The sequence below is a fragment of the Mycolicibacterium smegmatis genome, assembly GCF_001457595.1.
Lineage (GTDB): Bacteria > Actinomycetota > Actinomycetes > Mycobacteriales > Mycobacteriaceae > Mycobacterium > Mycobacterium smegmatis.
The window spans coordinates 2,811,900-2,830,706 of the sequence record NZ_LN831039.1 but is presented as its reverse complement, the minus strand read 5'-3'; the positions used below and the strand labels follow the sequence as shown (position 1 = coordinate 2,830,706).

Genomic DNA, 18,807 nt, shown 5'->3' with positions numbered 1-18,807 from the left:
GCATGAGCATCGCGTCTGCGATCGGGGTCGCCGTCATCTTCTGCTGGATCGGCATGGTGCTGGCGATCTCGTTCCTCGAAGCCCCACTGAAGTTCCGCGCGCCGAACGTCACGCTGCCGATCGGTCTGGGTATCGGGCGACTCGTGTTCCGCGCGCTCAACACGGTCGAGGTGGTCTTCGCCGCCGTGGTCCTCGTCGTGCTGCTGAGCGATCCGCCGCAGACCGCGGTGCTCGTGGCGGTCGCGGTCGCCGTGGTGGCGCTCGCGGCGCAAGTGATCGCTGTGCGCCCCCGGCTCACGCGCCGCTCCGACGCCGTGCTCGCCGCGGGGCCCGACGCCGAGAACCTGCCGCGGTCGCAGGCGCACTACGCGTATGTCGCGTTGGAGGTGCTCAAGCTCGCGGGCCTGTTCACCGGCGGGATCCTGCTGCTGGCGGGTTGAGCTCAGATCGCTCAGATCTCTATGACGGTCGGGACGATCATCGGCTGCCTGCGGTAGGTCTCGCCCACCCACTTGCCGACCGTGCGGCGGACCGCCTGCGCGATGCGCGTCGGATCGGTCACGTTGTCGGCGGCCAGAGCCTCGAGTTCGCGCTCAACCTTCTGCGCCACCGGTTCCAGCGCCTTGGGATCCTCGGAGAATCCGCGCGAGATCAGGTGCGCCGGGCCGGCCGGGCGGCCCGTGCCGCGGTGCACGACGACCGTGATGGACACGAAACCCGATGAGAGGATGAGACGTTCGCCCAGTGTCGCGTCGCCGACGTCGCCCGTGATGAGCCCGTCGACGAACATCTTGCCGACCGTCACCGCTCCGGAGATCGACGCCCTGCCCGCGACGAGGTCGACGCTCACGCCGTTCTCGGCCAGCACGATGTTCTCGGGCGGCACGCCGGTACTGGCGGCCAGTGCGGCGTTGGCCCGCAGGTGCCGCCATGTGCCGTGCACGGGCATGACGTTGCGCGGACGCACGCCGTTGTAGAGGAACAACAGCTCGCCGGCGTAGGCGTGACCCGAAACATGCACGCGCGCTTGGGCATTGGTGACCACTCGCGCGCCGATCTTGGAAAGCGAGTCGATCACGCCGTACACCGCTTCCTCGTTGCCCGGGATCAGCGACGAGGACAGGATGATCAGGTCACCGGAGGTCAGCGTGATGCTGCGGTGCTCGCCGCGCGACATGCGCGACAACGCGGCCATGGGCTCGCCCTGGGTTCCCGTGGTGATCAACACAACCCGGTCCGGGGGCATCATCTCGGCCGCGGCGATGTCGAGGATGTCGGAGTCGTCGACCTTCAGGTAGCCCAGCTCACGCGCGATCCCCATGTTGCGCACCATCGACCGCCCGACGAACGACACGCGGCGGCCGAGGGCCACCGCGGCGTCGATGATCTGCTGCACGCGGTCGACGTTCGACGCGAAGCACGCCACGATCACGCGGCCCTCGGCACCGCGGATCAGCCGGTGCAGCGTCGGCCCCACCTCGCTCTCCGACGGGCTGACACCCGGGTGCTCGGAGTTGGTGGAATCGCACAGGAACAGGTCGACGCCGGCGTCGCCGAGGCGCGACATGCCCGGCAGGTCGGTGGGGCGCCCGTCGAGCGGCAACTGGTCGAGCTTGATGTCGCCCGTGTGCAGCACGGTGCCCGCGCCGGTGTGGATCGCGACCGCGAGGCAACCGGGGATCGAGTGGTTCACCGCGAAGTACTCGCACTCGAAGACGCCGTGTTGGCTGCTCTGCCGCTCGGCGACCTCGACGAACTTCGGTTTGAGGCGGTGTTCGCGGCACTTCTCGCGCACCAGGGCGATCGTGAACTTCGAGCCGACGACCGGGATGTCGGGCCGCAGCTTGAGCAGGAACGGGATCGCGCCGATGTGGTCCTCGTGCGCGTGGGTGACCACGAGCGCCTCGATCTCGTCGAGCCGGTCCTCGATGTGACGCAGATCGGGCAGGATCAGGTCGACGCCGGGCTCGTCATGTCCCGGGAACAACACGCCGCAGTCGACGATGAGCAACCGGCCGAGATGCTCGAAAACCGTCATGTTGCGGCCGATCTCACTGATACCGCCCAGGGCGGTGACACGCAGTCCGCCCGGAGCGAGCGGTGGTGGCGGCGCGAGTTCGGCGCTCATGAATCCCCTACCTGAGGACCGTGGCCGCGCGCATGTCGGCAGCCAGGGCCTCGACTTCTTCTGTGGTGGCCGGGATCTGGGGCAGTCGCGGTTCACCGGCATCGAAGCCCTGCAGACGCAGCCCGGCCTTGGACATGGTCACCCCACCCAGACGGGCTTGCGCCGCGGCCAGCGGCGCAAGGTTCACGTTGATCTTGCGGGCCGTCGCGACGTCACCGGAGTTGAAGGCGGTCAACATGTCCCGCAGCTGACCGGCCGCGAGGTGGCCCCACACGCTGATGAAGCCGAGCGCGCCCATCGCGAGCCACGGCAGGTTCAGCGCGTCGTCACCCGAGTAGTAGGCGAGGCCGGTCTCGGCGATGATCTGGCCACCACCGGGCAGGTCGCCCTTGGCGTCCTTGACCGCGACGATGTTGGGGTGTTCGGCCAGCTTGCGCAGCGTGTGCCACGCGATCGGCACCACCGAACGCGGCGGGATGTCGTACAGCACGACCGGCAGATCGGTCGCGTCGGCGACCGCGGTGAAGTGTGCGAGCAGACCGGCCTGGGCCGGCCGCGAGTAGTACGGCGTCACCACGAGCAACCCGTGGGCGCCCGCCTCGGCCGAAGCCTTGGCCAGGTGCACGCTGTGGGCGGTGTCGTAGCTGCCCGCGCCTGCGATGACACGGGCGCGGTCACCGACGGCGTCGACCACGGTCCGCAGCAAGGCGATCTTCTCGTCGTCCGAGGTCGTCGGCGATTCGCCGGTGGTGCCCGACAGCACCAGGCCGTCGCAGCCGGAATCGACCAGACGCGCCGCTAGCTGTGCCGCGGCGTCCAGGTCGAGCGAGCCGTCGGGCTTGAACGGAGTCACCATAGCGGTCAGCAGGGTGCCCAACTGGGCCGTTACATCAATTCCGCTGGTGCTCACGGGCACCAAGATTACCCGGTCCCTCTCACGCTTCTGTCGCCAGCGGGGAGGTTGCCACCTCCGAGCCGTCAGCCAGCGTGGAAATCACGAAATCGGAGAAGACCGCGGGTGCCACGGCCACGAGTTCCCGCAGGCAGGCGATGGCGAGGCGACGGATTTCCACATCGGCGTGCTCACTGGCCCGCATCGCGATGAAATGCCGCCACGCCCGGTAGTTGCCGGTGACCACGATGCGGGTCTCGGTGGCATTCGGCAGCACGGCCCGCGCGGCCTGGCGCGCCTGTTTGCGACGGAGCACGGCGTTGGGCTGATCGGCGAACTTCGCCTCCAGCCGCTTCAGCAGTTCGGTGTAGGTGGCACGGCTGGCGTCGACCGCCGAGGTGAAGATCTCGACGAGTTCGGGATCGTCCTCGAAACCCGGCGGGACCACCACCTCGGAGTCGTGCTCGGGAACGTAGCGCTGCGACAGCTGCGAGTACGAGAAGTGCCGGTGGCGGATCAGCTCGTGTGTGGCCGACCGCGAGATCCCGGAGATGTAGAACGACACCGAGGCGTGTTCGAGCACCGAGAAATGTCCGACATCGATGATGTGGCTGATGTAGCCGGCGTTGGTCGCGGTCTTCGGATTCGGCTTCGACCAGCTCTGGTAGCACGCCCGACCGGCGAACTCGGTGAGCGCCTCACCGCCGTCGGCGTCGGTCTCCCACGGCACGCCCGGTGGTGCCATGAACTCGGTCTTGGCGATCAGCTGTACGCGCAGCGGCGCGATCTCGGCCACGGGATCACCTTAGTGGGGTGCTTCGACGGCTCATTCGGCGAGCACACCGGCGCGACGCATGGCCGCGGAGATGAGCTCGAAGTCGATCGCGACGTGCGCGCGTGCCAGATCGTCGGCCTCGTCGCCGTCGCCGCGGGCGATCGCGTCGATGAGCTGTTCGTGCTCACGCAGCGCGCGCAGTTCCATATCGCGCATGGTGCCGGGCTCGCCCCACAGGTGTGCGGGTGCTCCGATGCTCACCGAGGCCTCCAGATCGAGCAGCACCTGTTTGAGCACCGCGTTGCCGGACGCGTCCATGATCGCCAGGTGCAGCGCGCTGTCGGCCTGCTGCGCCTGAAGGCCGCTCGGCGCCGCCCGGTACGCCTCCAGCCTCTCCCGTAGCAGCCCGACATCCTGCTCGGAGGCCGTTTCGGCGGCCGCGCGGCACACCGCGCCGTGGATGCGGCAGATCGCGTCGCAGCGGTCGCGCAGTTCGTCGACGCGCATGGTCAGCGTGCGGCCCACCGCCTCGGTGGACGATTCCGGCCACTGCTGCAGCACGTATGTCCCGCCGCCGCGACCCGCACTCTTGGTCTCCACGAGCCCCAGGTCGACCAGCCGCGCGAGCGCCGCACGCACGGTCATGCGGCCCACCCGCAGCGAGGACGCGAGCTCACGCTCGGACGGCAACCGCGCGCCGGGCAGGTACTCCCCGATCGCGATGGCCGTGACCAGGCGATCGGTGATCTCGTCGACGCGTGAAGGCGTCTCCAGTTCGCGGGCCAGCAATCCCGGCGTCGCGCCGGCGAGCTGTGTGATCTGCGTCTGGTGGCCTCCCATGGTTCTCACAGTATCGACGCCTACTGTTAAAAGCTGATTAATGGTCTTGCCACGAGACCATTAAAAGTTCATGCTGTCCCGCATGCCTGTTTCGTCCCGCACCGTGCCATTCGGCGATCACGAGACCTGGGTCCAGGTCACGACGCCGGAGAATGCCCAGCCCCACGCGCTTCCCCTGATCGTCCTGCACGGCGGGCCCGGCATGGCCCACAACTACGTCGCCAACATCGCCGCCCTCGCCGACGAGACCGGCCGCACCGTCATCCACTACGACCAGGTGGGCTGCGGGAACAGCACGCACCTTCCCGACGCACCCGCGGACTTCTGGACACCGCAACTGTTCGTCGACGAGTTTCACGCCGTGCGCACCGCGCTGGGCATCGAGCGCTACCACGTGCTCGGGCAGTCGTGGGGCGGCATGCTGGGCGCCGAAATCGCGGTGCGCCAACCGTCCGGTCTCGTCTCGCTCGCCATCTGCAACTCGCCGGCGTCGATGAGGTTGTGGTCGGAGGCCGCCGGCGACCTGCGGGCACAGTTACCCGCCGAGACGCGTGCCGCGCTCGATCGCCACGAGGCCGCAGGCACCATCACCCACCCTGACTATCTGCAGGCCGCGGCCGAGTTCTACCGACGCCACGTGTGCCGCGTCGTGCCGACGCCACAGGACTTCGCCGACAGCGTCGCCCAGATGGAAGCCGAGCCGACGGTGTACCACACCATGAACGGCCCCAACGAGTTTCACGTCGTCGGCACCCTCGGCGACTGGAGCGTCATCGACCGGCTGCCCAACGTCACCGCGCCGGTCCTCGTGATCGCGGGTGAACACGACGAGGCGACGCCCAAGACGTGGCAGCCGTTCGTCGACCACATCCCCGACGTGCGCAGCCACGTGTTCCCCGGCACCAGCCATTGCACGCATCTGGAGAAGCCCGAGGAATTCCGCGCCGTCGTCGCGCAGTTCCTCCATCAACACGATCTGGCCGCCGACGCCCGGGTCTGATTCCGTTCAAACATCTCGACAGGACCAACATGGCAATCGAAACCGGCTCCGCTTCAGGCCCGGTCACCACCGGTGAGGGTCAGCGGACCCTCGAATCCTTCGGTTACAAACAGGAACTCAGCCGCCAGATCTCGACGGTGGACCTCATCGTCTACGGCCTGGTGTTCATGGTGCCCATCGCACCGTGGACGATCTTCGGCACGGTGTACAACAGCGCGTCGGGCATGGTGCCGCTGGTCTACCTCATCGGCCTGATCGCGATGGTGTTCACGGCACTGGCCTACGCACAGATGGCGAAGTCGTTTCCCCTCGCAGGTTCGGTGTTCGCCTACGTGGGCCGCGGCATCCACCCAGGTCTCGGGTTCTTCGCCGGGTGGGCGATGCTGCTGGATTACCTGTTGATCCCCACGCTGCTGTACGTGTTCGCGGCCGAGTCGATGGTCGGCCTCTTCCCGGGCACCCCGCGCTGGGTGTGGGCCGTGGTGTTCGTCGCGGTCAACACCGTGATCAACCTGCTCGGCGTCAGCTCGCTCAAGATCGTCAACCGGCTGTTTTTGGCGGTCGAGCTGGTGTTCGTCGTGCTGTTCATCATCATCGCGGTGCGCGCGATCAACGGCCAGTCGCTGCCCGATGTCAGGTGGAGCACGCTGCCGATCTGGAACACCGAACTGGTCACCGCGCCGCTGCTCGCCGCTGCGCTGTCCATCGCGGTGCTGAGTTTCCTTGGCTTCGACGGCATTTCGACGCTCGCCGAGGAATCGACCGGCAAGAAGAACCCGGCGGGCCGGGCCATGATCGTCTCGCTGTTCATCGTGGCGTTCCTGTTCATCACCCAGACCTGGCTGGCGAGCCTGCTCGCCGGTGGGCGCGAGGCGTTCAGTGACGACGAGGCGGGCAACGCCTTCTTCACACTCGTGCAGGCCGCGTCGAGCACCGGCTGGATGAATGCGTTCTTCGTCGTCAACGTGCTCGCCGTCGGCTTCGCCAACGCGATGGCCGCCCAGGCCGCCACCAGCCGCCTGCTGTTCTCGATGAGCCGCGACCGCCAGTTGCCTGCCTTCCTGTCGAAGATCAGCTCACGCAAGGTTCCCGTCGCGGCGCTGCTCGTGGTGAGCGCACTCAGCCTGGTGCTGGTGCTGTTCTTCGTCGGCCAGATCGGCCTGATCTCGTCGCTGGTGAACTTCGGTGCGCTGTTCGGCTTCTGCCTGCTGCACGCCTCGGTGATCTGGTTCTACCTGGTGCGCAACAAGTCCACGAACTACCTGCTGCACGGTGTGGTGCCGACCATCGGTTTCCTGATCATCGGATACGTGCTGATCAACGCCGACTCGCTGGCCAAGATCGGCGGCATCTCGTGGCTCGTGATCGGCGCGATCGTGTTCGGTGTCAACAAGGTTCGCGGCCGAGGCGTGCCGACGCTCACCGAGGCCGCGTAGCCGCCCGAGATCTCGGTGCGGTGCCGGCGCTGACCGCGGGGGCCTCAGACGACCTTGCGCAACACCGGCGCCAGATCCCCGCGGTCACCCACCTCGACCGCGGGGACACCGAGCCAGCCTGCCATCGACCGCAACTCCCCCGCCAGGGCCTGCGCGACGTGTGCGCGGTCCTGACCGTCCTCGCTGAACGCGCCGAGCACCTGCAGCGCGGCGTCGGTGCGTTTGAGGTCGACGCGGCCGACGAGCCGGCCGTCGAGCAGGAAAGGCCATACGTAGTAGCCGAATTGGCGTTGTGGCGCAGGCACGTAGATCTCGATGCGGTAATGGAAGTCGAACAGCCGCTGCACGCGGGGCCGGAAGAAGATCAACGGGTCGAACGGGCACAGCAGCGCGGTGCCGCGGTCGCGGCGCGGAATGATCTGTCCCGTGCGCAGATACGCCGGTGTGCCGTCGATGTCGACGGGTTCGAGTTCACCGTCGGCCACGAGTTTGGCGATCGCGGGCTTGACCTGCTTGGCGTTCATGCGGAAGTAGTCGCGGATGTCGGCCTCGGTCCCGACGCCCAGCGCGGTGGCCGCGCGCAGGGCGAGTTCGCGCACGGCTTCCTCGTCGCCGACCTCGCGCGCGAGCACCTCAGGCGGCAGCACGTTCTCGGCGAGGTCGTAATGGCGGGCGAACCCCACGCGCGTCGCGGTCGTCAGGATCCCGGCCGCGAACAGTGCCTCGGCCACCCACTTGGTGTCGCTGCGATCCCACCACGGGCCTTTGCGGCCGCGGGGTTCGGCCTCCAGATGTGCCTCGATCTGCCCGGCCGTGGCAGGCCCGAGTTCGGCGACCGCGGAGACGATGTCGTCGGCGAGCCTGGGGTTCTTCTTCACGATCTCGCGGCCCCACCGCCCGTGGGTGTACTCACGCATCCGCCAGCGCAGCAGCGGCCAGTCCTCGACGGCCATGAGCGCGGCCTCGTGCGCCCAGTATTCGACGAGCAGCCTCGGCGACCGCGCAGTGTGCGACCAGGCCGCACGGTCGAGCACGTCACGGTCGTACGGCCCGAGCCGGCTGAACACCGGTGCGTAGTGCGCCCGCACCGCCACGGACACCGAGTCGAGTTGCAGCACCTGGATGCGGTTGATCAGCCGGCGCACGTGAGCGCGGGTGACCGACCCACGGGGCCTGGGCTCGTGAAACCCCTGGGCTGCGACAGCGATGCGGCGGGCCTGCGCCACGGTGAGGGTAGCCACTCTGCCATCGTTCCCTACCCCACCGACAAGTTCGGCGATCGGGTGCGCGCATTACCTCACAGGTAACCGATTTCCTTCCCCACGGCCCACATACTGAGCCCGTGAGCACCTCGGGCAGCCCTCCGATCCTGTTCCTGCACAGCATGTTCGGCAAGGCGGTCGCGGCATGGATCTCACGGCGCATCGCCAGTGCGCGCGGCCACCCTGGCAAATGTGTGAATACGTCGATCCCGCAGGCCACCCGGCGTTAGGCTGACCGCACGCGAGCACGTCAACCGGTTTCATCCGAGCTTCTCGTCTCATCAAAAGTGGACAAGGAGATCTCGATGATCGAGTTGCTTTCCCGGTTCTTCCCCGATCCTCGAGTCATCGGCAGCGGTGTACCGATACTGTCGCATCCCACTGCGACCTGAGCACGGTCTGGACCACCGATGCGCCGGCCGACAGAGGCATCAGGGTCACCCCGGACGCACACGACGAAACCCTCCGGAACCGGTGGTGTCTTCGGATGGCTCGGGGATGTCGTCGTTCGGTGGCCGTGGCTCGTCATCGGCTGCTGGATCGCGCTCGCGGTGGCGCTGCCACCCATGTTCCCCACCCTGGCGGAGGCGACCCAGAAACATCCCGTCGCGCCGATCCCGGCCAGCGCCCCGTCGATGGTTGCGACGCAACAGATGACCGCGGCCTTTCACGAAGCCGGGTCCGAGAACGTGCTGCTGGTTCTCCTCACCGACGAGCACGGACTCGGACCGGACGACGAGCAGGTCTACCGCACGGTGGTCGGACGACTCCGCCAGGACGGCCGGGACGTCCTGTGGTTGCAGGAGTTCCTCGGAACACCGCAGCTGCGCGAGACTCTCAGCAGCCAGGACCGCAAGGCGTGGCTGCTGCCGATCGGCCTCTCAGGTGACGTGGGTTCGCCCGAGTCCTATGCCGCCTACACGCGGGTGGCCGACATCGTCGATCACGCGGTCGCGGGATCGACGCTGACCGCGCACCTGACCGGACCGGCAGCCACCCTCGCCGATTCCATCGAGGTCGGTCTGCGGGATCAGATCAAGATCGAAATCGCGATCGTCGCTCTGCTGCTCACCATCCTGGTGATCGTCTACCGGAAACCCGCGACGATCCTGCTGCCGGTGCTGATGATCGGTGTCTCCCTGGGGGTCGCGCAGGCCGCTGTTGCCGGCGCCGCCCAATTGGGTCTGGGTGTGTCCAATCAGACCATCACGCTGCTCAGCGGGTTGATGGCCGGCGCGGGGACCGATTACGCCGTCTTTCTCATCAGCCGCTACCACGATTTCCTTCGGCTCGGCGCGGATTCGGATCAAGCGGTCAAGAGCGCGTTGAGTTCGATCGGCAAGGTCATCGCGGCATCTGCAGCGACGGTGGGCGTCACGTTTCTCGGGATGACGTTCGCGAGCTTGGAGTTGTTCGCGACCATCGGCCCCGCGTTGGCGATCGCCATCGGGGTGGCGTTCCTGGCCGCGGTGACCTTGCTGCCCGCCATCATCGTGCTGGCCGGACGTCGTGGCTGGGTCTCACCACGACGCGAGATCACCGCGCGGTTCTGGCGCAGATCCGGCATTCGCATCGTGCGTCGTCCCGTGACCAACCTTGTCGCCAGTTTGATGGTGCTGCTCGTTCGTGATCCGCCCCGGCGTGTCTGGAGAGTTCTTCCGTTGGGAAGGATGGGCACGTGGGATCGAAGTCATCGAGGCGGTATCCAGACGAGCTGAAGGTGCGGGCGGTGCAGATGGTGGCCGATCTGCGCAGCGAGACAGTTTCGGAGTGGGAGGCGATGGGCCGGGTTGCTGACCTGCTGGGCGTCGGTACTGCCGAAACGGTGCGCAAATGGGTCCGCCAGGCTGAGATCGACGCCGGCTCTCGGGCGGGGCAGACCAGCGAGGAATCCGAGGTCCTGCGCAAGCTGCGCCGGGAGAATGCCGAACTCAAGCGGGCCAACGCGATCTTGAAGGCGGCCTCGGTTTTCTTCGCCGCCGAGCTCGACCGGCCCTCTCAGTAGTCGTGGAGTTCATCAGCGCCCACCAGCACATGCGGGTGGGCGTTGATGGTCTCAAGTGGGGTGTCGAGTCGATGTGCGCTGTGCTTTCCGAGTACGGCGTCACGATCGCCCCGTCGACGTATTACGCCCACCGCGCCCGTCAGGGCCCCTCGAAAGCCGACTGGGCCGATGCGCAGGTGATCGATGCGATCTGGCAGCTTCGCCAATCGCAGAGTCTGTACCGAGTCCTGGGCGCTCGTAAGACATGGATTGTATTGCGCACCAATGGTATCGACGTATCGCGCTGTGTCGTGGAACGGGTCATGCGGGAGATGGGTTGGCGGGGTGCGTGCAAGCGCCGGCGGGTGCGCACCACCGTCGCCGATCCGGCAGCGACGCGAGCCCCGGATCGGGTCCGGCGTAATTTCGTCGCCGGTGCGCCTGACCGATTGTGGGTGGCCGATTTCACCTACTGCCGGACTCGTGCCGGCTGGGCCTACACGGCGTTCGTCACCGATGTCTATGCCCGCAAGATCGTGGGTTGGAAGGTGGCTACCGAGATGACCCAGAAGCTGGTGACCGATGCGATCGACCACGCTATCGACACCAGAAAGCGTTCGGGTGCAGCATCTTTGGATTCACTTATCCACCACAGCGACGCGGGCTCGCAAGGCGGATTCAATCGGTGGTCGCAACACCGGCTTGATGAAGTGAGTGTAGGTGTTCGGCGAAGGCTTCCGCGGGAGTGCGCCAGCCGAGGGTTTTCCGCGGCCTGGTGTTGAGGGTATGGGCGATCGCTGCCACGTCCTCGGCCGACCATCTTGAGAGGTCGGTCCCTTTTGGAAAGTATTGGCGTAACAGGCCATTGGTGTTCTCATTGGTACCGCGCTGCCACGGACTCTTCGGATCAGCGAAGAACACCTTGACTCCGGAGGCGACCGAGAACTGGGCGTGCGCCGACAGTTCCTTGCCCCGGTCCCAGGTCAACGACCGACGCAGTTGCGCGGGCAACGTGGTGATCGTCTGTTCCAGAGCGTTGGCCATCGTGATGGCGCCATAGCCGGCCAACGCCGGCCCGTTCTTGGTCCGCGGAATTATCCCGTAACCAACTTCACGTGGCAGATGGACCAGCATGGTGAACCGGCTGCTGCGCTCGACCAGCGTGCCGATTGCACTGCGCTGCAAGCCAATCAGGAGATCACCCTCCCAATGTCCGGGAACAGCGCGATCATCGACCTCGGGTGGGCGTTGGCTGATCAACGTCTCAGGGGTGACATGGGCCCACGCCTTGGACCGCGTTCGTGCCCGCGGTACCCGCAGTGCCCGGCCTCGGCGCAGGCAGCTGACCAGATCCCGCTTCAGCGCACCGCGAGATTCGACGTACAGCGCTTGATAGATGGCCTCGTGGCTGATCCGCATAGTCACATCATCGGGGAAGTCCAGCGGGAGCCGTCGAGCGATCTGTTCTGGACTCCATGCCTGCACCCAGGCCCGATCACCCCGGTGCGGCTTGTTGCGTCCCTTCCACGGGGCGGCGGCGGGACCGACGATGACCTGGCCATCAGCGCCGCGAACGACGCCGGACAGTTTGTCCTGGACGTACTGACGCAGCCGGTCGTTGCTAACGAGCTTGGCGGTCTTGGGGCGGCGGGCGCGCCGCTCGGCGTGCCACTGCGCAGTGGAGGCCTTATAGTCGAGTCGATAGGTGCGGGTCGAGGCATTGCGGCGCAACTCCCGTGAGATGGTCGACGGTGCACGCTTGAGCCGCCGGGCGATCTCACGCACCCCGGCGCCCTGGGCGCGCCACAACGCGATGTTCTCACGTTCATCCGAGGACAGGTAACGTCCCGAAACTGTTTCTGGCAAGCATGGATTCACTCCACCAGCGTGACGGAACCAGCGGAACCCAACCGGCGACGACACGCCCGCTTCGGCAGCGGCGTCCTCAGTCATAGCCCCCGCAGCGATCGCCGCCCAGAACCTCACCCGATCCTGACGCCACGCCACCGACGGCCGACCCGGAGACGGAATCTGTCCCCGATACAACCGAACCGCCCGCTGCCGATCCAACACACCCATTCCACACCTCCATAATCGAGGTGTTGCGACGATCAGTTGAATCCGCCCAATACACCGCGGTCGCGTTCACCGAACGTCTGGCCGCTGAGGGGATCCTGCCTTCAGTCGGATCCGTCGGGGATAGTTTCGATAATGCTCTGGCCGAATCGGTGAACAGCAGCTACAAGACCGAACTCATCGACCGCCAGCCGCTCTATCCCGGTGCCACCGAACTGGCGCTGGGGACCGCCGAATGGGTGGCCTTCTACAACCGTCAGCGACCCAACGGCTACTGCCAGGACCTGACCCCCGATCGGGCCGAAGCGCTCTACTACCATCGCCAACGGCACCCTCATGCCGAGGAGGCACTCAGATAAGAGAACCTCCCGACATGCCGGGGCGGATCACGGCAGCCACGACGTGGCGGTCTGCGGCATCCGGAAATCCGGGAGATAGCCGGCGATGATCTGTTCCCAATTCGCCGACAGGTTGCCGTTGGAGACCATCACGCCGGTCGGCGTGCGTGTCGACCCCGAGGTGTACTGCAGATACGCGATGTCCGGTCGGTCATGGGGCAGGCCACCGGACTCCCCGGCGGAATCCAGGTCGAGTGAATCGATCTCGATGATCGTGGGGGCGGACAAGTCGGCGATCATGCCCGGATAAGGGGCGACATCCTGTGCGACGGCCGAAGTCGTGAGAATCACCGAAGGTGCCGCGTCCCGCAGCACGGCCGTGACGCGCTCATCGTGAACGGCGACCGTCGGGACAGATAGTGGAACGGCGATGAATCCCGCTTCCAATGCACCCAGGAACACCACGATGTAGTCGAGGCCCTGCGGCGCCAGAATCACCGCCCGGTCACCAGTCGACCCGTGACGACCCAGCTCAACTGCAAGTTTGCGGGATCGTCGGTACAGCTGTGCCCATGTCAGGGTTTCGGCGACGCCTTCCCAATCCCGCTCGTAATCAACGAATGTGAACGCGGTGTCATTGGGCTGCAGACTCGCGCGCTCACGCAGGACGACACGAATCGAAGACTCAGTCATGGGCGGAGCCCCTCTCCAGCTGACCCCGGAACAATGTACCGAGCCTGGTGGTGGTCTCGCTGGGAATTCGCGACGGTCAGCGCCGATAGCTGCAGAACCGGAAACGCAGGCCTGATGTACTCGTCTGCCACTCACCCGTCGTCGCGACCCACGAGTCGTCGAGCACCGGTGCGCGCGCATCACCGTCTAGGGGCGTCAGGTCGGCATCGACCTCGGTGACCTCACAGCGGTCGGCCCGCGGCAGTGCCAGTGCATAGATCTGGGCGCCGCCGATCACCCACGCATCGGGTTCGTCGGGGAGGTCGGTGACCACCTCGGCGCCCTCGGCACGGTAGTCGGCGTCACGGGTCACGACGATGTTGCGGCGTCCCGGCAGCGGGCGCACGGAGGCGGGCAGCGACTCCCACGTGAGCCGTCCCATCACCACCGGATGGCCCATGGTCAGCTCCTTGAACCGCGCGAGGTCCTCGGGCAGGCGCCAGGGAATGGAGCTGTCCCGGCCGATGATCCCTGAGGTCGACTGGGCCCAGATCAACCTCATACTCATGATTCGGACCTGCAAACAGCCCTCATACCGCGACGGGCGCCTTGATGGCCGGGTGCGGATCGTAGTTCACGATCGCGATGTCCTCGTAGGTGTAGTCGAAGATCGAATCACGCGGTGCGAGAACAAGTTCCGGATACGGCCTGGGCTCGCGGCTGAGCTGCAGGGCCACCTGCTCGGTGTGGTTGTCGTAGATGTGACAGTCCCCGCCGGTCCAGATGAACTCACCGACATCCAGCCCCGCCTGCGCGGCCATCATGTGCGTCAACAACGCATAGCTGGCGATGTTGAACGGCACGCCGAGGAACAGGTCGGCGCTGCGCTGGTACAGCTGACAGCTCAGCTTGCCGTCGGCGACGTAGAACTGGAAGAACGCGTGGCACGGCGGCAGCGCCATCTGGGGGATCTCGCCGACGTTCCACGCCGAGACGATGTTGCGGCGCGAGTCCGGATCGCTCTTGAGCAGTTCAAGGGCGCTCGAGATCTGGTCGATGTGCTCACCCGACGGCGTGGGCCACGACCGCCACTGGACGCCGTAGATCGGACCCAGATCGCCGGTCTCGCTGGCCCATTCGTCCCAGATCGTGACGCCGTGTTCCTGCAGCCAGCGCACGTTGGAGTCGCCACGCAAGAACCACAGCAGCTCGTAGATCACCGACTTGGTGTGCACCTTCTTGGTGGTGATCAGCGGGAACCCGGCGGACAGGTCGTAGCGCATCTGATGCCCGAACAGGCTCCGAGTCCCGGTACCCGTGCGATCGGATTTCGGCGTGCCACGCTCGGTCACCAGTCGCAGAAGGTCTTCGTACGGCGTGTCGATCGGCACGCTCTCAGCTTACGTCCATCGATCCGGAGTAGAACGGAGGCCATGCCGACGATCAAAGACACCATCACCACGCCCGATGGCACCTGCCCCGTCACCGTCGCCACACCCGAGGGCTCCGGCCCGTGGCCAGGGGTCGTGTTGTTCCCGGATGCCGGCGGCCTGCGGCCCACCATGGAGGAGATGGCGGCCAAGCTGGCCGGCTTCGGGTACGTCGTGCTGGTCCCCGACGTCTATTACCGCATCCCCAACTGGGGTCCGATCAACCTCAACACCGTCTTCAGCGATCAGGACGAGCGCAAGAAGCTCTTCGAGATGATGGGGACCCTCACCCCGGAGGTCATCGCATCGGACGCCGAGGCGTTCTTCGACTACCTGGCCGCACGGCCCGACGTGACCGGTGAAAAGTTCGGCACCACCGGTTACTGCATGGGTGGACGTGCGTCGCTGATCGTCGCGACCCGCGTACCGGACCGGGTCGCGGCGGCGTTGTCGTTCCACGGCGGACGGATCGCGGTCGAGGACGACCCGGACAGCCCCCACCTGCTGGCGGACAAGATCCAGGCCGTCGTCTACGTCGCCGGGGCCGAGAACGACGCGTCGTTCACCGAGGACGACGCCAAACGGCTCGAAGACGCACTGTCCGGCGCATCGGTCGAGCACACCATCGAGTTCTATCCGGCCGGCCACGGCTTCGCGGTACCCGACCACCTCTCGGTGTACGACGAGGCCGCCGCTCAGCGTCACTGGGAGAACACCGAGCGCGTGTTCGGGGCCGCATTGGCGTCTGCCTAGCCGGTGCGCCACGATTGACGGGTGTACGACCAGCCGATCCATGACCCGGACCCCAGCGCTTCTCCGGGATTTCGCATCGACCCCGTGCTGGCACGCAGCTGGCTGCTGGTGAACGGGGCGCAGTACGAGCGGTTCGCCCCGGCGTCGCGTTCACGCGCCGACATCGTGATTCTCGACATCGAGGACGCCGTGGCACCCAAGGACAAGGCCGCGGCCAGAGACAACGTGGTGCGGTGGCTTTCCGAGGGCAACACCGACTGGGTACGTGTCAACGGCTTCGGCACGCCGTGGTGGGCCGACGACCTCGACACCCTGAAGGGCACGTCGGTGGGCGGCATCATGCTGGCCATGGTCGAATCCGTCGACCATGTCACCGAGACCGCCAACCGGCTGCGGGACGTACCCATCGTCGCGCTGGTGGAGACCGCGCGCGGGCTGGAGCGCATCACCGAGATCGCGGCGACCAAGGGCACCTTCCGGCTCGCGTTCGGAATCGGCGACTTCCGCCGCGACACCGGTTTCGGTGAGAATCCCGCGACGCTCGCCTATGCGCGGTCCCGGTTCACCATCGCGGCCAAGGCCGCGCACCTGCCGAGCGCGATCGACGGTCCGACGGTGGGTTCGAGCCCGTTGAAGCTGGCGGAAGCGACGGCGGTGTCGGCCGAGTTCGGGATGACCGGCAAGATCTGTCTCACCCCCGACCAGTGCCCGACGGTCAACGAGGGCCTGTCGCCGTCTCAGGATGAGATCAGTTGGGCCAAGGAGTTCTTCGCCGAGTTCCAGCGTGACGGCGGCGAGATCCGCAACGGCTCAGATCTGCCGCGTATCGCACGGGCCAACAAGATCCTGGACCTGGCACGCGCCTACGGCATCCACGAACCCGAGTACAGCAACGACGATCCGGATCACGTGCCCGCGCCGTCGGACACGTATCACTACTGAGGTTTGTCCGAGTTCCTGCGGGCGAATGTCTGCAACGCCCGCAGGATCCCACGGCCCGCGTAGATGCCCGCGACCACCGAGACCACGATCATGATGACGAACATCGGCAGCCAGTTCGTCCGGTCGTGGTCGATGTTCCACCACACGATCGTGAACAGCACCGCGCAGAGGAACACGACGATGTCACGCCAGTTCCCCTGATACGAGGTGGCGGCCAGGCGGATCTCGCGGCTGCGTTCGCCCGCGGTGACCAGATCGCTGATGCGCTGGTTGATGCTGGCCCGCAGCCTGTCGCGCAGCTCGACTTCTTCTTCGGGTAGCCGCTCCAGCAGATCCATGTCCTTGGCGATCATGCCCCGCACGTCGGGCGGACGGAGGTTGCCCGCGATGACCCCCAGCATGGCGCCGCCGGCGATCGGCGCGGCGCCCAGGGCGAGTTCGGCAATCCCCGGCATCGGCTCTCCTTCAGTCCATCAGCGTCGCGGCCAGGGTGCCGCCGAGCTCGTAGGCGGCCTCCCGGACGGCCGCGTCGACGGCCCCGGTGATCTCAAGGGTGTCGGCGGCCTTGGTCAGGGCGAGCCCTGTGACGATCCGGTCCACGGCATTGGCGGCGCCTACGGTGTCGTTGTTGCCGTGCACCCATAATCCATACGGTCGCCCGGCAACGTGGTCAAGCACCGGGTAGTACACCGTGTCGAAGAAGTGTTTGAGCGCCCCGCTCATGTAACCGAAGTTTGCCGTGGTGCCGAACAGGTAGCCGTCGGCGTCGAGCATGTCCGGGATCGTCGCGGCCAGCGCGGGACGGGTGACGACGTCGACTCCGGTGATGTCGGGATCTTTCGCCCCGGCGAGGACAGCTTCGAGCAGTTCGCGCGTCGCGGGCGACGGCGTGTGGTGCACGACGAGCAGCGTCCTGCTCACCGTCGGCCCTCCTGCATACGCACCGCGGTGCGCATCGCGTCGCGCGCGCGGCTGCGGTCACCGGCATAGTCGTAGGCGCGGGCCAGGCGGTACCACCGCACCCAGTTGTCCGGGTCGGCTTCCAATTCGGCCTTGACCTGAACGAACAGTGCGTCGGCGGCGTCGCGCTCGATGCGCCCGGACGGCCGGCGCGGCAGATCGCTGACGTCGAGGTCCATCCCCTGTTCGTCCGCCAGACGGCCCAGGCGTTGATGGGCCAGCCCGGCGCGCAACGTCGCGATGAGCACCCACGCACCGATCACCGGGAACGCGAGCAACGCGATGCCCAGCACCACGGCCGCGGCCTCACCGGAGGTGATGAACACGAACGCGGCACGGCCCAGCATGACGAAGTACACGATCAGCGCCACACACATGAAGCCGATCAGCAGCTGGATGCGCAGGGACCGCGCGCCGTCGCTCACGAGAGATCGAGCAGCGGCTCAATACCGACCGTGAGGCCCTGGAGCCCGCTGATCTTGCGGACCGCGAGCAGCACGCCGGGTACGAACGACGTGCGGTCGAGGCTGTCGTGGCGGATCGTCAGCGTCTCCCCCTGCGTGCCGAACAGCACCTCCTGGTGGGCGACCAGCCCGGCGAGCCGCACGGAGTGCACCGGGATGCCGTCGACGTCGGCGCCGCGTGCGCCGTCGAGACCTGTGCTGGTGGCGTCAGGGTTGGGCGGCAGACCTTTTCGCGCTTCCGCGATCAGCTTGGCCGTGCGGGCCGCCGTGCCCGACGGGGCGTCGGCCTTGTGCGGGTGGTGCAGTTCGATGATCTCGACGGATTCGAAGTACTTGGCGGCCTGCTTGGCGAAATGCATCGACAACACCGCGCCGATCGCGAAGTTCGGGGCGATCAGCACCGAGGCCCCCGGCTTCGCCTTCACCCACGCCTCGACCTGCTCGATACGCTCCCAGGTGAAGCCCGTGGTGCCGACGACGGCGTGAATCCCGTTGTCGATCACGAACTTCAGGTTGTCCATGACGACATCGGGGTGCGTGAAGTCGATGACCACCTCGGTCTTCGACTCGGTCAGCAGACTCAGGTCGTCACCGGCGTCGACACCGGCCGAGAACGTGAGATCCTCCGCCGCCTCAACCGCTGCGACCATGGTCGCGCCAACCTTGCCCCGTGCACCCAGAACACCTACTCGCATGGCTGGGAGCCTACTGCCCCTGCCTTATGCGCCACGTCTTTGCACCGCGCTTGCCTCGCGCCTCGCTGCGCACCTGGCACCGCGAGGGTGCGTGTTTGTCGGTGGACACGCCGGGTTTTTTCAGCACTCGGCGCACGCTCACCGACCGGTGAGTGTTCTT

Annotated in this window: 22 protein-coding genes and 1 pseudogene; 10 read left to right on the top strand and 13 right to left on the bottom strand. The window is 66.6% G+C overall.

Going from position 1 to position 18,807, the window contains the following annotated elements; genetic code table 11:
- Positions 1-2 precede the first annotated feature (2 nt).
- Entirely contained in the window at positions 3-440 is a 438-nt protein-coding gene (locus AT701_RS13525; protein ID WP_058126005.1) for a hypothetical protein, read from the top strand.
- A gap of 11 nt (positions 441-451) precedes the next feature.
- Here the strand turns inward: AT701_RS13525 and AT701_RS13520 are convergent, their stop codons facing one another.
- The 4 genes from AT701_RS13520 to AT701_RS13505 are packed head-to-tail and all read right to left on the bottom strand — an operon-like array spanning position 452 to position 4,644.
- Positions 452-2,128: a ribonuclease J gene (locus tag AT701_RS13520; RefSeq protein WP_003894070.1), complete on the bottom strand. Its 1,677-nt coding sequence runs from the start codon at positions 2,126-2,128 to the stop codon at positions 452-454.
- A gap of 7 nt (positions 2,129-2,135) precedes the next feature.
- Positions 2,136-3,044 carry a 4-hydroxy-tetrahydrodipicolinate synthase gene (gene dapA, locus AT701_RS13515; protein ID WP_174519588.1) on the bottom strand — a complete coding sequence of 303 codons (909 nt, stop codon included), beginning with the start codon at positions 3,042-3,044 and terminating at the stop codon, positions 2,136-2,138.
- A gap of 19 nt (positions 3,045-3,063) precedes the next feature.
- A complete protein-coding gene (thyX, locus tag AT701_RS13510; protein ID WP_003894068.1) occupies positions 3,064-3,816 on the bottom strand; it encodes an FAD-dependent thymidylate synthase in 753 nt (250 codons plus the stop codon).
- Positions 3,817-3,846: 30 nt separating this feature from the next.
- On the bottom strand, positions 3,847-4,644 hold the full coding sequence (locus tag AT701_RS13505) for a FadR/GntR family transcriptional regulator (protein WP_011728525.1): 798 nt from the start codon (positions 4,642-4,644) through the stop codon (positions 3,847-3,849).
- A 61-nt stretch (positions 4,645-4,705) separates the two neighbouring features.
- Here AT701_RS13505 and AT701_RS13500 point away from each other — a divergent pair, with 61 nt between their 5' ends.
- Together AT701_RS13500 and AT701_RS13495 are read left to right on the top strand one after the other, a co-directional pair.
- Positions 4,706-5,635, top strand: a complete 930-nt coding sequence (locus tag AT701_RS13500; RefSeq protein ID WP_058126004.1) for a proline iminopeptidase-family hydrolase — start codon at positions 4,706-4,708, stop codon at positions 5,633-5,635.
- 29 nt (positions 5,636-5,664) lie between these two features.
- On the top strand, positions 5,665-7,071 hold the full coding sequence (locus tag AT701_RS13495) for an APC family permease (RefSeq protein ID WP_058126003.1): 1,407 nt from the start codon (positions 5,665-5,667) through the stop codon (positions 7,069-7,071).
- A 44-nt stretch (positions 7,072-7,115) separates the two neighbouring features.
- Here the strand turns inward: AT701_RS13495 and AT701_RS13490 are convergent, their stop codons facing one another.
- Positions 7,116-8,312, bottom strand: coding sequence for a winged helix-turn-helix domain-containing protein (locus AT701_RS13490; RefSeq protein WP_058126002.1), 1,197 nt, complete (start codon positions 8,310-8,312; stop codon positions 7,116-7,118).
- Between the two features lie 101 nt (positions 8,313-8,413).
- On the opposite strand from AT701_RS13490, the gene AT701_RS35255 reads away from it, so the two are divergent.
- The 4 genes from AT701_RS35255 (at position 8,414) to AT701_RS34220 (ending at position 11,099) form a co-directional block, all read left to right on the top strand.
- On the top strand, positions 8,414-8,563 hold the full coding sequence (locus AT701_RS35255; protein ID WP_003894062.1) for a hypothetical protein: 150 nt from the start codon (positions 8,414-8,416) through the stop codon (positions 8,561-8,563).
- Between the two features lie 180 nt (positions 8,564-8,743).
- On the top strand, positions 8,744-10,051 hold the full coding sequence (locus AT701_RS13480; RefSeq protein WP_081319465.1) for an MMPL family transporter: 1,308 nt from the start codon (positions 8,744-8,746) through the stop codon (positions 10,049-10,051).
- On the top strand, positions 10,012-10,338 hold the full coding sequence (locus AT701_RS35725) for a transposase (RefSeq protein WP_003889857.1): 327 nt from the start codon (positions 10,012-10,014) through the stop codon (positions 10,336-10,338). Before AT701_RS13480 ends, AT701_RS35725 begins: the two co-directional genes overlap by 40 nt.
- 2 nt (positions 10,339-10,340) lie before the next feature.
- Entirely contained in the window at positions 10,341-11,099 is a 759-nt protein-coding gene (locus AT701_RS34220) for an IS3 family transposase (protein ID WP_080590930.1), read from the top strand.
- Here the strand turns inward: AT701_RS34220 and AT701_RS13470 are convergent.
- The gene (locus AT701_RS13470; RefSeq protein WP_011728521.1) at positions 10,996-12,396 is read right to left on the bottom strand and encodes an IS30-like element ISMsm8 family transposase; all 1,401 of its coding nucleotides are present in this window, start codon (positions 12,394-12,396) and stop codon (positions 10,996-10,998) included. The two genes, AT701_RS34220 and AT701_RS13470, sit on opposite strands and share 104 nt — an antisense overlap.
- Before the next feature lie 65 nt (positions 12,397-12,461).
- On the opposite strand from AT701_RS13470, the pseudogene AT701_RS35720 reads away from it, so the two are divergent.
- Positions 12,462-12,752, top strand: a pseudogene (locus AT701_RS35720) (integrase core domain-containing protein); the annotation flags it as partial.
- Positions 12,753-12,779: 27 nt separating this feature from the next.
- Here the strand turns inward: AT701_RS35720 and AT701_RS13460 are convergent.
- From AT701_RS13460 to AT701_RS13450, 3 genes are all read right to left on the bottom strand, one after another.
- Positions 12,780-13,424, bottom strand: coding sequence for an AMP-binding protein (locus tag AT701_RS13460; RefSeq protein WP_011728520.1), 645 nt, complete (start codon positions 13,422-13,424; stop codon positions 12,780-12,782).
- Positions 13,425-13,500: 76 nt separating this feature from the next.
- Positions 13,501-13,965, bottom strand: a complete 465-nt coding sequence (locus AT701_RS13455) for a dihydrofolate reductase (protein WP_058126001.1) — start codon at positions 13,963-13,965, stop codon at positions 13,501-13,503.
- A 28-nt stretch (positions 13,966-13,993) separates the two neighbouring features.
- A complete protein-coding gene (locus AT701_RS13450; protein ID WP_011728518.1) occupies positions 13,994-14,794 on the bottom strand; it encodes a thymidylate synthase in 801 nt (266 codons plus the stop codon).
- Between the two features lie 42 nt (positions 14,795-14,836).
- On the opposite strand from AT701_RS13450, the gene AT701_RS13445 reads away from it, so the two are divergent.
- Both AT701_RS13445 and AT701_RS13440 read left to right on the top strand, forming a co-directional pair.
- Positions 14,837-15,586 (top strand): dienelactone hydrolase family protein, encoded by a 750-nt coding sequence (locus AT701_RS13445; protein ID WP_011728517.1) that lies wholly within the window; start codon positions 14,837-14,839, stop codon positions 15,584-15,586.
- 21 nt (positions 15,587-15,607) lie between these two features.
- Complete coding sequence (locus AT701_RS13440; protein ID WP_058126000.1) at positions 15,608-16,528, top strand: HpcH/HpaI aldolase/citrate lyase family protein; 921 nt, start codon at positions 15,608-15,610, stop codon at positions 16,526-16,528.
- On the opposite strand, the gene AT701_RS13435 is transcribed toward AT701_RS13440, so the two are convergent.
- The 4 genes from AT701_RS13435 to dapB are packed head-to-tail and all read right to left on the bottom strand — an operon-like array spanning position 16,522 to position 18,647.
- Positions 16,522-16,983 (bottom strand): hypothetical protein, encoded by a 462-nt coding sequence (locus AT701_RS13435; protein WP_011728515.1) that lies wholly within the window; start codon positions 16,981-16,983, stop codon positions 16,522-16,524. The two genes, AT701_RS13440 and AT701_RS13435, sit on opposite strands and share 7 nt — an antisense overlap.
- A gap of 10 nt (positions 16,984-16,993) precedes the next feature.
- Entirely contained in the window at positions 16,994-17,449 is a 456-nt protein-coding gene (locus AT701_RS13430) for a flavodoxin family protein (RefSeq protein ID WP_058125999.1), read from the bottom strand.
- On the bottom strand, positions 17,446-17,913 hold the full coding sequence (locus AT701_RS13425; RefSeq protein ID WP_058125998.1) for a hypothetical protein: 468 nt from the start codon (positions 17,911-17,913) through the stop codon (positions 17,446-17,448). Before AT701_RS13425 ends, AT701_RS13430 begins: the two co-directional genes overlap by 4 nt.
- Positions 17,910-18,647: a 4-hydroxy-tetrahydrodipicolinate reductase gene (gene dapB, locus AT701_RS13420; RefSeq protein WP_011728512.1), complete on the bottom strand. Its 738-nt coding sequence runs from the start codon at positions 18,645-18,647 to the stop codon at positions 17,910-17,912. Before dapB ends, AT701_RS13425 begins: the two co-directional genes overlap by 4 nt.
- Positions 18,648-18,807 lie beyond the last annotated feature (160 nt).

What these genes read in the sequence shown, in the direction of transcription:
- AT701_RS13525 (WP_058126005.1), top strand. Translation starts at nt 3, where the DNA reads ATGAGCATCGCGTCTGCGATCGGGGTCGCCGTCATCTTCTGCTGGATC.
- AT701_RS13520 (WP_003894070.1), bottom strand. Translation starts at nt 2,128, where the DNA reads ATGAGCGCCGAACTCGCGCCGCCACCACCGCTCGCTCCGGGCGGACTG.
- AT701_RS13500 (WP_058126004.1), top strand. Translation starts at nt 4,706, where the DNA reads ATGCTGTCCCGCATGCCTGTTTCGTCCCGCACCGTGCCATTCGGCGAT.
- AT701_RS13495 (WP_058126003.1), top strand. Translation starts at nt 5,665, where the DNA reads ATGGCAATCGAAACCGGCTCCGCTTCAGGCCCGGTCACCACCGGTGAG.
- AT701_RS13480 (WP_081319465.1), top strand. Translation starts at nt 8,744, where the DNA reads ATGCGCCGGCCGACAGAGGCATCAGGGTCACCCCGGACGCACACGACG.
- AT701_RS13470 (WP_011728521.1), bottom strand. Translation starts at nt 12,396, where the DNA reads ATGGGTGTGTTGGATCGGCAGCGGGCGGTTCGGTTGTATCGGGGACAG.
- AT701_RS13460 (WP_011728520.1), bottom strand. Translation starts at nt 13,424, where the DNA reads ATGACTGAGTCTTCGATTCGTGTCGTCCTGCGTGAGCGCGCGAGTCTG.
- AT701_RS13455 (WP_058126001.1), bottom strand. Translation starts at nt 13,965, where the DNA reads ATGAGGTTGATCTGGGCCCAGTCGACCTCAGGGATCATCGGCCGGGAC.
- AT701_RS13445 (WP_011728517.1), top strand. Translation starts at nt 14,837, where the DNA reads ATGCCGACGATCAAAGACACCATCACCACGCCCGATGGCACCTGCCCC.
- AT701_RS13435 (WP_011728515.1), bottom strand. Translation starts at nt 16,983, where the DNA reads ATGCCGGGGATTGCCGAACTCGCCCTGGGCGCCGCGCCGATCGCCGGC.
- dapB (WP_011728512.1), bottom strand. Translation starts at nt 18,647, where the DNA reads ATGCGAGTAGGTGTTCTGGGTGCACGGGGCAAGGTTGGCGCGACCATG.